Origin of the sequence: Nocardiopsis lucentensis DSM 44048 (assembly GCF_000341125.1) — a bacterium.
Taxonomy (GTDB): domain Bacteria; phylum Actinomycetota; class Actinomycetes; order Streptosporangiales; family Streptosporangiaceae; genus Nocardiopsis; species Nocardiopsis lucentensis.
Genome location: NZ_ANBC01000352.1, coordinates 1 through 11,484 on the forward strand (window position 1 = coordinate 1; position 11,484 = coordinate 11,484).

Annotated in this window: 11 protein-coding genes; 7 read left to right on the top strand and 4 right to left on the bottom strand. The window is 73.2% G+C overall.

Translation table 11 applies throughout. The features are described 5' to 3' along the window. Positions 1-203: 203 nt before the first annotated feature. Positions 204-821 carry a TetR/AcrR family transcriptional regulator gene (locus D471_RS0112300; RefSeq protein ID WP_017598892.1) on the bottom strand — a complete coding sequence of 206 codons (618 nt, stop codon included), beginning with the start codon at positions 819-821 and terminating at the stop codon, positions 204-206. A 116-nt stretch (positions 822-937) separates the two neighbouring features. Between D471_RS0112300 and D471_RS40825 the strand changes: the two genes are divergently transcribed. From D471_RS40825 to D471_RS0112315, 3 genes are read left to right on the top strand one after another with little or no spacing between them, the layout of a single operon-like run. Next, positions 938-1,102, top strand: coding sequence for a hypothetical protein (locus tag D471_RS40825; RefSeq protein ID WP_017598893.1), 165 nt, complete (start codon positions 938-940; stop codon positions 1,100-1,102). Next, positions 1,099-2,511 carry a cytosine permease gene (locus D471_RS0112310; protein WP_017598894.1) on the top strand — a complete coding sequence of 471 codons (1,413 nt, stop codon included), beginning with the start codon at positions 1,099-1,101 and terminating at the stop codon, positions 2,509-2,511. Before D471_RS40825 ends, D471_RS0112310 begins: the two co-directional genes overlap by 4 nt. Further along, a complete protein-coding gene (locus tag D471_RS0112315; protein WP_017598895.1) occupies positions 2,508-4,115 on the top strand; it encodes an amidohydrolase in 1,608 nt (535 codons plus the stop codon). Before D471_RS0112310 ends, D471_RS0112315 begins: the two co-directional genes overlap by 4 nt. Before the next feature lie 62 nt (positions 4,116-4,177). On the opposite strand, the gene D471_RS0112320 is transcribed toward D471_RS0112315, so the two are convergent. Beyond that, on the bottom strand, positions 4,178-5,536 hold the full coding sequence (locus D471_RS0112320) for a dihydrolipoyl dehydrogenase family protein (protein WP_017598896.1): 1,359 nt from the start codon (positions 5,534-5,536) through the stop codon (positions 4,178-4,180). 213 nt (positions 5,537-5,749) lie between these two features. Here D471_RS0112320 and D471_RS0112325 point away from each other — a divergent pair, with 213 nt between their 5' ends. Continuing rightward, positions 5,750-6,382, top strand: coding sequence for a trimeric intracellular cation channel family protein (locus D471_RS0112325; protein ID WP_017598897.1), 633 nt, complete (start codon positions 5,750-5,752; stop codon positions 6,380-6,382). Positions 6,383-6,406: 24 nt separating this feature from the next. Here the strand turns inward: D471_RS0112325 and D471_RS0112330 are convergent, their stop codons facing one another. Further along, positions 6,407-6,784: a VOC family protein gene (locus tag D471_RS0112330; RefSeq protein ID WP_017598898.1), complete on the bottom strand. Its 378-nt coding sequence runs from the start codon at positions 6,782-6,784 to the stop codon at positions 6,407-6,409. Positions 6,785-6,929: 145 nt separating this feature from the next. Beyond that, positions 6,930-7,847 carry a LysR family transcriptional regulator gene (locus D471_RS0112335; protein WP_017598899.1) on the bottom strand — a complete coding sequence of 306 codons (918 nt, stop codon included), beginning with the start codon at positions 7,845-7,847 and terminating at the stop codon, positions 6,930-6,932. A 108-nt stretch (positions 7,848-7,955) separates the two neighbouring features. Between D471_RS0112335 and D471_RS0112340 the strand changes: the two genes are divergently transcribed. The 3 genes from D471_RS0112340 to D471_RS0112350 form a co-directional block, all read left to right on the top strand. Next, positions 7,956-8,888 (top strand): threonine/serine dehydratase, encoded by a 933-nt coding sequence (locus D471_RS0112340; RefSeq protein WP_017598900.1) that lies wholly within the window; start codon positions 7,956-7,958, stop codon positions 8,886-8,888. 177 nt (positions 8,889-9,065) lie between these two features. Continuing rightward, the gene (locus tag D471_RS0112345; protein WP_017598901.1) at positions 9,066-9,737 is read left to right on the top strand and encodes a lysophospholipid acyltransferase family protein; all 672 of its coding nucleotides are present in this window, start codon (positions 9,066-9,068) and stop codon (positions 9,735-9,737) included. A gap of 112 nt (positions 9,738-9,849) precedes the next feature. Then, the coding region (locus D471_RS0112350) for an AAA family ATPase (protein WP_017598902.1) at positions 9,850-11,484 on the top strand (1,635 nt) is incomplete at its 3' end.

Consider the following 11,484-nt stretch of genomic DNA (forward strand, 5'->3'; position numbering starts at 1 on the left):
GGGGTTTCGTTCGGGCTCCGGCGGGCGCGCGACGGCCAGGGCCGCGTCGTGGGCTTCCGTTGAGGGCGCCCGCCCCGCCGCGAAGCGGTCCCTCGGGTGGTGGAGGGTGACGAAGAGGGAGGAACCGCGCCGCAGGCGACGTTTGAGGGTGGTGGAGGGTGACGGGCGGGCCGACGCGAAGTCAGGCCCGGGGAAGACACGCCCTACCCGGCCAGCGGGTCACCGAGCCCGGTCAGGTAGGCCTCCAGGGTGGCCCGGAAGGCGGTGTCGTCGACGGTGGCCGGGTCCACGGCGCTGATGGCCGCGGCCAGAGGTGCGTGGTCGGCCCCGTAGGAGGCCGGGGGTCGGACGAAGCCGGTGGAGAAGGGCACGATGATCGAGCCCATGACGATGTAGTCGACCGCCAGGACGATCTCCAGCGCCGTGGCGGGCGGCCACCCGGCCTCCGTGAGCAGGGCGACGGACCTGGCGTAGTACCGCAGGGCGGTGGGGGTCTCCACGGCGCGGCGCGCGATGACCGCGGCGGCGTTGGGGTGCGCGAGGAAGGCGTCCCGGTAGGTGGTGGCGAAGTGGCGCAGGCCCGCGCGCCAGTCGGGGCCCTCCAGCAGGGACAGGTCGACCTTCGACACGATCAGCTCGGTGACCAGGTCGAGGATCTCGGACTTGGAGCGCACGTGGTTGTACAGCGAGGACGCCTTGACCTCCAGGCGCCGGGCGACCTCGCGCAGGGTGAGGGAGTCGACGCCCTCCTCGTCGAGCACGCCCAGGGCGGCGGAGGCGATCAGGGTACGCGTCAGGGCCGTCCGGGGTCCGCCGTTCACCGCTGCCGCCCGCGCATCCGCACCGCTCTCCGTCAAGTTTTCCGTGAGGTACTTCACAAATGGGGAAACTCCCTCTAGCTTATCAACTAACAACGTTAGTCGTCAGGAGTTCCACCATGCACGCGGACGATCTGGCGGAATTGGACATCCGAATCCGCACCATCGAATCCCCCGAGTACCACGACCCCGCGCACGCCGACCTGCCCGCCCTCGACCTCGTGGTGACCGCGGTCACCGTCGTCGGCGCCGGAGTCCTCCTGCTGTGGTGGGGGATGTCATGAGCGACGCACCCACCGCCCCCGGTTCCGCAGGATCCCTGGCCGGACTCCCCCTGCTGCGCGGCGAGCGCGTGTGGGGCTTTTGGGGCTTCACCTCGGTCAACGTGGGCCTGGCCATCGCCACCTGGGCCTTCCTCACCGGCGGGAGCGTCGCGCTCTTCGTCGGGGCCAAGGCGGCCGTCGCCGTCACCGTGGTCGGCAACCTCGTCGGCGTGGTCCTGGTCGCGCTGACCACGTGCGTCCCCTCGGCCAAGTACGGCGTCGAGCAGTTCGGCGCCCTGCGCAGTGTCTTCGGGCGCAACGGCGTCCGGATCCTCCTGCTGGTGCTCATGCCGTTCCTGCTGGCCACCTGGAACGCCATCCTGGCCATCATGTTCGGCCGCGCGCTGGCCAACGTGTCCAACGCGGTCCTGGGCACCGACCTTCGCGAGGACTCCCCCGTGGTGATCGGCTTCTGCCTGCTGGCGCTCGTGGCCTGCTGGCTCCTGCTGCTGCGCGGACCGCTCTCACTGAGCCGCGTCAACGGCCTCATCGCCCCGGCCCTGGCCGTGGTCACCCTGGTCATGCTCGTCGTGATCCTGCGCGAGCGCGGCCCCGCCGAACTCGCGGCGCTCACCCCACTCGACCCCACGGACGATCCGCTGCTCAGCTACACCACCGCGTTGGAGGTCTGCCTGGGCGCCGGGTTCTCCTGGTGGGCGATCACCGGCAACCTCGCCCGCCTCACCACCACCGCGCGGGTGGCGTACTGGCCCAACCTCATCGGCCTGTTCGGCGCCAGCACCGTCGCCGGACTGGTCGGGACACTGGCCGCGCTCGCCTTCGGCTCCAGCGACCCCACGACGTGGATGGTCCCGGTCGGCGGCGTGGCCCTGGGGGCGCTGGCTCTGCTGTTCATCGCCTTCGCCAACATCACCAGCATCATGGGGCAGACCTACTCCGGGGCGCTGGCCGTCCAACGGCTGCACGGCACCATCGCCCACCTGCCCTGGCCGGTGCTCGCCGCGCTACTCCTGCTGCCCGCCACCGTCATGGTCTTCTTCCCCGGAGGGGTCTACGAGCTGTTCTTCCGCTTCCTGGCCCTGGTGGCGCTGATCGTGGCGCCGCTGTGCGCGGTCTACTTCGCCGACTTCTACCTCCTGCGCCGCCGCACGCTGCACCTGCGCGACCTGTACACCGACGACGCCGAGTCCCGCTACGGGTTCTGGCGCGGGGTCAACCCGGCGGCCTTCGTCGCCGTGGCGGCGGGGGCGGGCACGTACCTTCTCCTCCTCAACCCAGTGACCTACGCCAGTTCCCCGCTCTTCCCCTACCTGACCGCGTCTCTGCCCGCCTTCGCCGTCACCGCCGCGGCGCACGTCGTGATCACGAAGACGATCGTCCGTCCGCTGAACCGAGGAGGCTACCGTTGATCGCCCCCGACCTGCTGATCCGCGGCGCCCGCGTGCACACCATGGACCCGGCGCGCCCGTCCGCGACCGCCGTCGCCGTCCGAGGCGGCACGGTGGCGGCCGTCGGCGACGACCACGAGGTCGGCGCCCTGGCGGGCCGCCGCACCGAGGTGGTCGACGGGAGCGGCCTGACGGTCACCCCCGGGTTCGTGGACTCCCACCAGCACCCGGTGCTGGCCCTGTCCCAGGGGCGCGGGGTCGACCTCACCCACATCGAGGACCTCGACGAGGTGCGCCGTGCCCTGCGCGCGCACTGCGCCGACCTGCCCTCCGACGCGTGGGTGATCGGCGTCGGCGCGGAGTACACCGCGTTCCGGCCCGGCGCCCCGCACCGCGACCACATCGACGAGGCGGTCGGCGGCCGCCCCGCGATGATCTCGATGATCGACGCGCACAACGCGCTGATGAGCACCGAGGGGCTGCGGCGCGCGGGGATCACCGGACCGATCGAGTTCGCAGACCACTCCGAGATCGACGTGGACGACGACGGGCGCCCCACCGGCTACCTGCGCGAGACCCTGGCCGTGTTCACCGGTCAGGAGGCCGTCCCCCCGATGGACACCGAGGAGTGCGCGCGTGAGCTGCGGCGCGTGCTGGGTGCGCAGAACGCCGTGGGCCTGACCGGACTGCACGTCCTGGACCTGGCACCCGGCACCCTGGAGACCCTGGAACTGCTCTCCGAACGCGACGAGCTGACCAGCCGGATCCTGCTCGCCCCCTGGGCACTGCCCGGGCGGGTCGACGACACCCTGGAGATCGTGCGCGACCTGAGCGGGCGGTCGGGGCGGCTGCTGCGGACGGGCGCGGTGAAGTTCCTGCTCGACGGCACGATCGACGGCGGCGCGGCCTGGCTGCACCACCCCGACTGCCTGGGCGAGGGGAACCGGCCCATCTGGCGGGACCCCGAGCGCTACCAGCGGGCGGTGGGCGCCGTGGCCGAGCTGGGGCTACCCTCCTTCACCCACGCGATCGGGGACCGCGCGGTCGGTTACACCCTCGACACCTACGCGAAAGTGGGCGCGCCCGCGCGGGGGCGGCACCGGGTCGAGCACGCCGAACTGATCCTCGACGAGGACGTGCCGCGCTTCGCCGAACTGGACGTGGTCGCCTCGATGCAGCCCACGCACATGGACTGGACGCTGCCCGACCACTCCGACAACTGGTCGGGCCGGGTGGGCGCGGAGCGCTGCGCCCGTGCCTGGCGCTACGGGGACGTGGTCGCGGCGGGCGGCCGGGTGGCGCTGGGTTCGGACTGGCCGATCGCCGCCTTCGACCCGCGTCCGGTCATGGCGGGGGCGCGGCTGCGGCGACCCGCCGGATGGGACGGTCGGGACCCGGTGGGCCCGGAACAGGCGCTCACCGCCCTCCAGGCCCTGGCGGGCTACACGTCGTGGGCGGCCTACGGCACCGGGGAGGAGACCACCGCCGGGATGGTGCGCGAGGGGACCCGTGCGGACCTGACCGTGTTCGCGGGCGATCCGCTCACCACCGCACCCGACGACCTGCCCGACCTGCCGGTGGCGATGACCGTGGTCGACGGGCGGGTGGTGTACCGCCGCGGGTGAGGACGTGGGCGGGTGCGGGGCCGGACCGCCCACGGAGCCGGCTCCGCACCCGCCTCCCCCGGTCAGATGCCCAGCTGCTCCAGGGCGATGAGGTAGGCCTCGTTGAACGTGGGAAACTGCGGGATCGAGTCGGACAGGAGCGCGACCGGCACACGGGCGTGGATCGCCAGGGCGGCGGTGTGGATCCACTCCGACACCAGGGGGCCGAACGCCCACGCCCCCACGAGCACCCCGCCGGCGCGGTCGGCGACCAGACCGAGCCTGCCCTCGGGCCCGGTGGAGTAGGTCCAGGGCCGCGCGGTGGTCTCCGGGACGTCGACCTCGGCGGTGACCACGTCGATCCCCCGGGCGCGGGCCCGCTCCGCGGTGAGCCCCACGGCGGCGATCTCGGGGTCGGAGAAGACCACCCGGGGCACGGCCGTGTAGTCGGCGGTCCGCCCCAGTCCCAGGACGTTGTCGGCGACGATCCGGCCCTGGTACTTGGCCACGTGGGTGAACATCGCGCGCCCGGTCACGTCGCCGACCCCCCACAGCCCCGGTGCGGCCTGGCAGCTCTCGTCCACGGGCAGCGCGCCCCGGTCCAGCTCCACGCCCAGCTCCGCCAGGCCGAGCGCGTCGGCGCTCGGGCGGCGGCCCGAGGCCAGGACGACGACGTCGGTGCGCACGCTCCGGCCGTCGTCGAGGGTGGAAAGCACCCCCGATCCGTCGCGCGCGACCGAGTCGACGGTGGTGCCCACCCGCACGTCGACGCCGTCGCGGGCGAACCGCGCGCCGATCAGTTCGCACAGGCGCGGGTCCTCGCGGTCCAACAGACGGGGGCCGCGCTGGACGAGGGTGACCTCGGTGCCCATCCGGTTGAGGAAGTGGCCGAGTTCGATCCCGACCGCGCCGCCGCCGATCAGCAGCGCCCTCCCTGGCGGGGCGGCCAGCGTGGTGGCCTCGCGGTTGGTCCAGATCAGGTCCGGTCCCAGGTCCTCCAGGCCCGCCACGGGCGGGCGGACCGCCTCGGAGCCGGTGGCCACGACGAGGTGGTCGGCGCTGACCTCGGTTCCGCCCGCGGACACCCGCCAGGGGTCGCGTCCGATGACGCGGGCCCGCCCCCGGAGCACGAGCGCCTCCCGGTCGCGGTAGCCCCGGACCTGCGCGGAGTCGTCGAGGTGGCGGATCATCCGGTCGCGTTGGTCGCGCAGGGCGGGCCAGTCGAGCCCGGGTGTGTCCACCCCGGCGGCGCCGACCGCCTCCTGGCGGGCCTCGGGTGCGCGGAGCAGCACCTTGGAGGGGATGCAGGCGTAGTAGGCGCACTCCCCTCCGATGAGCTCCCGCTCGGCCACGGCGACGCGGCGCCCCGCGTCCAGGAGCCGGGAGGCGACGGTCTCACCCCCTGGCCCCATGCCGATGACGATCGCGTCGACGTGCTCCATGTTCCTCGCTCCGCCCGTGTGCCGGTGGGACCCCTCGATCGTGGCGGTTGGCAGCGGAAGGAGGAAGGGGCGACACGCCCTCACGTGGCCGCCCCTCGGGGCGTCCGTGCGGCGTGTCACATCCAGGACGTGCGATGACACCGTCCGCCCGTGGTGTACTGACAGGTTGTCGAAGGTCCCGCCCCGGAAAGGACGCCGTCCCGGCGCAGCCGTATGTCCACCCAGACCATCCTCCTCGTCCTCGACCTGCTCGGGGTGTTCGCGTTCGCCCTGGACGGGGCGCTGACCGCCATCCGCTCGGCGCGGGTGGACATCGTCGGCGTGATGGCCCTGGGCGTGGTCACCGCCATCGGAGGGGGCATCATCCGCGACGTCCTGCTCGGGGTGACCCCGGCGACCTTCCAGGACTGGCGGTACCTGGTCACGGCCCTGTCGGGGGCCACGGTGGCGTTCTTCCTCAGCCGGTGGCTGCACCACCTGAACAAGCCGATCCTGCTCTTCGACGCGGCCGGGCTGAGCCTGTTCGCGGTGACGGGGGCGACCAAGGCGCTGGAGCTGGGGGTCGGTCCGCTCCAGGCGACGATCCTGGGCGCGCTGAGCGCGGTGGGTGGCGGCACCGTCCGCGACGTCCTCATCAACCGGGTGCCGACCGTGCTGAGCGCCGACTCGCGCCTGTACGCGATCCCGGCGATGCTCGGCGCGGGGTTCGTGGTGGTCGTGGACGTGTTCGGGCTCGGGGCGGGATGGGTCGCGGTCGGGGGCGCGGCGACGTGCTTCACCGTCCGCGTCCTGGCGCTGCGCTACCGCTGGAACGCTCCGCGTCCGCCCGGGGCGCCGTCGCTCTAGCCGACCCGGTGGTGACCGGGGTGGTCAGAGCGGATCGATACGACCGCCGAGCAGGCAGAACTCGTTGCCTTCGGGATCGGCGAGGACGTGCCAGGGATCCTGCCCGCTCTGACCGATGTCGACGGGTCGGGCCCCGGCGGCCAGGAGGCGCTCGAGCTCGGCGTCCTGGTCGCGGTCGGTGGCGGTGACGTCGATGTGCAGCCGGAGTTTGCCCTTCCTCGGCTCGTCGCCGCGGATGAGGACGATCACCGGCTGCGGGCCGCCGAGTCCTTCGCGCGGACCGATCTCGACGCCCTCCTCACCCCGGGCGAGCACCGTGAAGTCCAGGACCTCGCACCAGAACCGGGCCAGCGCCTCGGGGTCACGGCAGTCGATCACGAGATCGCTGATACGGCATGCCATCGACGGAACCTGCTCTCAGCGTGGGGGCCGCCGGAGCGGCCGCACGCTGATCCCATGGGCCCCTCGGCGAAGGACTCCCGCGACCCTACCGAGCGGGGTGAGCGGGCGCGAGGTGTCTTCCACCCACGTCTCGCCCCCGGACCCCTCAGGCCCCGCCCCGGTCCAACGCGCGCGCGGCGGTGCGCCGCAGGATCCCCACCATCGCCGAGACCGGTTCGGAGGGGCGGCGGCGGTGCACGGTGAAGATGTCCCGGGCGAGCCGGGCCCCGCGCAGGGGTCGGCTGACCCAGTCCCCGCGCCGGGCGGCGCCGAGGATGCTGTTCGGGACGAGCGCCACGCCCACGCCCGCCTCGATCAGCGCGAGGGCGACCTCGTAGTCGCGGGTCTCGTAGGCCACGGTCAGCCGCACCCCGGCGGCCGCGGCGGCGGTGTCCAGGCTGACCCGGTTGGGGATGCCCGGCGCACCGCAGATCCACTCCTCCTCGGCCAGGTCGGCCAGGGTCGGGGCCCGGTGGGCGAGGACGGGGTGTCCGGCCGGGGCGACCACCATGAGCGGGTCCACCAGGACGCGTTCGCGGTGCAGGCCGCCGACGTGGGGCAGGGGTGCGCCCGGGTAGCGGTGGGTGACGAGCAGGTCGAGGTCCCCGGAGGTGACCAGACCGTACCCGCCGGGCGGTTCGATGTCGGACAGCGACAGGCGCACGTGCGGGTGGGCGTGCCCGAAGGCGGCGAGTGTCTCGGGCAGCAGCACCTTGCCCGCGCTGGCGAACGCGCCCAGGGACAGGCGGTCGGGGGGCTCGCCCGCGATGGAGCGGACGGCGGCCTCGGCGTCGCGCAGCTCCCCCATGACGCGTTCGCCGTGGTCGAGCAGCACGCGTCCGGCCTCGGTGAGGGTGGCGCCGGTCCGTCCTCGCTCGACCAGGCGGCAGCCGACCTCGCGTTCGAGTTTGGTGAGCTGTTGGGACAGGGCCGGCGGGGTGAACGAGAGGCGTTCGGCGGCCGCGGCGATGGATCCGGCGTGCGCGATCTCGACGAGGACGCGGAGCCGGTTGGCGTCCAGCACGGTTCCCCTCCGTTCCCGCTGTACAACAAAATCAGGTACAAAGTTTCACTTAACGATCTTTAGCAGACCCAACTTTAAGTTAATGCCCAGTAGCGGCAGCATGGGGCCATGAGCCCGAGTACCGCACGTGCCTCGCGCACGCCCACGGCCACCGACGTCCGTGCCGCCGCCGAACGCATCGCCCCCTACGCCCGCCGCACCCCGGTCATGCGCACCGAGGTCGACGGGCGCCCGCTCACCCTGAAGCTGGAGTACCTCCAGCGCACGGGCGCGTTCAAGCTGCGCGGCGCGCTCAACGCCCTGCTCGGCGGGGAGCCCACCGACCGGGTGATCACGGCTTCGGGCGGCAACCACGGGCTGGGCGTGGCCACCGCGGCCTCGCTGCTGGGTATCCGGGCGGCCGTGTACGTGCCCGAGACGGTGCCCGAGGCCAAGGCGGCGGCACTGGCCAAGACGGGCGCGGAGATCGTGCGCGTGGGCCGGGAGTACGCCGAGGCAGCCGAGGCCGCCCGCACGCGCGCGGAGAACGAGGGGGTGCGCTACCTGCACGCCTACGACGATCCGCTCGTCGTCGCCGGTCAGGGCACGATCGGCCTGGAGATCGCCGCCGACGCCCCCGAGTGCGACACGGTCGCCGTGGCGGTGGGCGGCGGCGGCCTGGTCGCGGGTGTGCGCCTGGGCATCGGGGAGGAGCGGCGCGTGGTCGCGGTGGAGCCGGAGGGCTGCCAGAGCCTGCACGCGGCGCTGGCCGCCGGGCACCCGGTGCGGACCCCGGTGGACTCGGTGGCGGCCTCGGCGCTGGGCGCGGCGGTCCTGGGCCGGGTGCCGTTCGAGGTGTTGCGCGCGCACCCGGTGACGCCCGTGCTGGTCGGCGAGGAGGAGATCGTCCAGGCTCAGGACCGGCTGTGGGAGGAGTTCCGGATCGCCACCGAACCGGCCGCGGCGGTGCCGTTCGCCGCGTGGCTGGCCGGGCGGGTCCCGGGTGAGAACCCGTGCCTGGTGGTGTGCGGGGCCAACGCGGACTGGCGGCGCGCGGACTGAGCCGGTCCGGGCCCGGGCACGCCTGACGCGTGAGGTTCTCGCACGTCATCGACGCGTCGAGGGCTCATCGTCCGATGCCGTGTCGTGATGCCGTTCACGTGCCCCAGATCATTGTTACCCATGGGTCGCCCTTACATTGGGGGTCACACAAGACCACCTTCGTGAGGGAGAACACGCGTGCTCTACGGTGCGTTGCGGCAGACCGCGGCGGTCCTCGCCCGGACACTGTGCCGACCGACCATCGAGGGCCGGGAGAACGTCCCCGCCACGGGGGCGGTACTGCTCGCCAGCAACCACCTCTCCTTCGTCGACAGCGTCGTGATCCCGCTGGCGGTCAGGACGCGGCAGGTCCGTTTCCTGGCCAAGAGCGACTACTTCGAGGGGACCGGGGTCAAGGGGAGGGCGACCAAGGCCGTGTTCAGCTCCCTGGGGGCCATGCCGGTCCGGCGGAACGACGCCCGCGGCGCGATGCTGTCGCTGGAGCTGATGCTCGAGCGGCTGCGCGAGGGCGAGGCGTGCGTGGTCTACCCCGAGGGCACCCGCTCCCGGGACGGGCGGCTCTACCGGGGCCGGACGGGCGTGGCGCACCTGGCGCTGGAGTCCAAGGCGCCGGTGGTGCCGGTGGCGGTGTCCGGGACCCAGGGGGTGCAGCCGATCGGCGCGCCGGTCCCCCGCCCGCACCCGTTCACCGTGCGGTTCGGCAGACCGATGGACTTCTCCACCGGGTACGACCACCTGGCCCCGGGGAAGGCGCGCCGGGAGATCACCGACCGCATCATGGACGCCATCCACGGCCTGTCCGGCCAGGAGCGCGCCAGCGGGTACAACACCCACGGCTCCGAGGACTGACCCCCGCGCCGCACCGGCCGCACCGGTGACCGTGTGTGCCGGGCCGAATCATTCATCGACCCGAAACCGGGAATCCGCACGAGGGATCACCGGCACTCGGAGAATCTGGCAGATGCGACCTCTCCAGAGACAGCACGAGCGATCCCTCCTGCGGAAGCTCTTCGACGAGTGTGTGAGGGGCGAGGGGCACCTCGTCCACCTCACGGGGCCGACCGCCTCCGGCAAGTCGGTCCTGCTGGGAGACTTCGTCAGCCACGTGGCGGACAGCGGAGCGAGACACCTGTCCGCCAGCGGATCCCCCAGCGAGCGAGCGTTGGAACTGGGCCTGATCAACCAGGTCATGGACGGAGCGGGGCTGCCCCCGCTGTCCCCCGCCCCGGAACGGGACTCCGGTCACCCCCCAGAACCCCTACCGCCCCGGGTCGTGCTCCGGTTGGAGGAACTCTGCCTCACGCTGCGCGACACGGCCGCGGACACCCCCCTGGTCCTGCACGTCGACGACGCCCACCACACCGACGCCGCCTCGGCCCACTGCCTCCTGTATGTCCTGCGGCGCCTGCACCGGGCTCCGGTCATGGCGGTCGTCTCCGGGCGACCGTTCCCCCACTCGGGGGCCGCCGCGCCCCTCGGCGAACTGGCGTGGCTCCCCCACTGCACCCGGATCCGGCTCGCGCCCCTGGACCGGTCGGGCGTGCGGGAGATCGTGTCGGAGTACCGCGCCGAGGCCGATGACCAGACCGTCACGGACCTGGTGGAGATCACCGGAGGCGTGCCGGGCCTGGTACGGGCCGTTCTCGACGACCGGGTGGACACCTCGGCGGGTGTGTCAGGACGGGACCGCTCCACGTCCCGGGTGCGGCCGGGCGAGTCCTACCGGGTCTCCTTCACCGAGTACCTGCGCCGCCACGACCCCTCGGCCGTGCCGCTCGCCAAGGCGCTGGCCGTCATGGGCGAGTCGGAACCGCCCGGGCACTCCCCCCTCTCCACCCTGTCCGGCCTGGGGGACGCCGAGACCAGGGACGGGCTGCGACGGCTCAGGACGGCGGGGTTCCTGGACGCCCGGGGTTTTCGCTGCCCCGAGGCCCAGGCCGCCGTTCTGGACCTGATGGGACCGCAGGAGAGGGCGCGGACCCACCTGTGGTGCGCCCGGCTCCTCCACCGGGACGACGCGCCCGTCGAGCGGATCGCGCACCACCTGTGCGCGGCAGAACCCGAGGACCAGCCGTGGGCGGTCCCGATCCTGGGCGCGGCCGCCGAGCAGGCCATGGGGCGCGGGGAGGTCGGGTTCGCGGTCGACTGCCTCGACACCGCCCTGGCCTGCTGCGACGACGAGGCGGCCCGTCCCCGGATCACCCTCGCCCTCGCCGCCGCCCTGTGGCGGATGGACCCTTCAGCCGCGACCCGCCATCTGCTGCGGCTCACCCGGGGCGCCCTCGTCGAGCGGCTCTCCGCATGCGAGCTGTACGCGCTGGTGCGCGGACTCCTGTGGATGGGGCACCACGCGGAGGTGGCGCGGGTCCTGTCCGCCCTTCCCGAGCCCCTGCGCGACCCCGGTGTCGGCGGGACCGCCCTCGTGGTCGAGGCCCGTGTCACCAGGGCGGTGTGCGAGTCCACCTATCCCGAACTGTCCCATCTGGTCCCCGCGACGGACGGACCGGGCCCCCGGGGCGGGATCCCCGCCATCTCCACGGAGGTGCTGCGGCTCAAGGGGGCCGAGTCGCTGGCCGACGTGCTCGGCGAAGGCGCC

Excerpts from the sequence above, each read along its gene's own strand:
- D471_RS40825 (WP_017598893.1), top strand. The coding sequence starts at position 938 with ATGCACGCGGACGATCTGGCGGAATTGGACATCCGAATCCGCACCATC.
- D471_RS0112310 (WP_017598894.1), top strand. The coding sequence starts at position 1,099 with ATGAGCGACGCACCCACCGCCCCCGGTTCCGCAGGATCCCTGGCCGGA.
- D471_RS0112320 (WP_017598896.1), bottom strand. The coding sequence starts at position 5,536 with ATGGAGCACGTCGACGCGATCGTCATCGGCATGGGGCCAGGGGGTGAG.
- D471_RS0112325 (WP_017598897.1), top strand. The coding sequence starts at position 5,750 with ATGTCCACCCAGACCATCCTCCTCGTCCTCGACCTGCTCGGGGTGTTC.
- D471_RS0112330 (WP_017598898.1), bottom strand. The coding sequence starts at position 6,784 with ATGGCATGCCGTATCAGCGATCTCGTGATCGACTGCCGTGACCCCGAG.
- D471_RS0112340 (WP_017598900.1), top strand. The coding sequence starts at position 7,956 with ATGAGCCCGAGTACCGCACGTGCCTCGCGCACGCCCACGGCCACCGAC.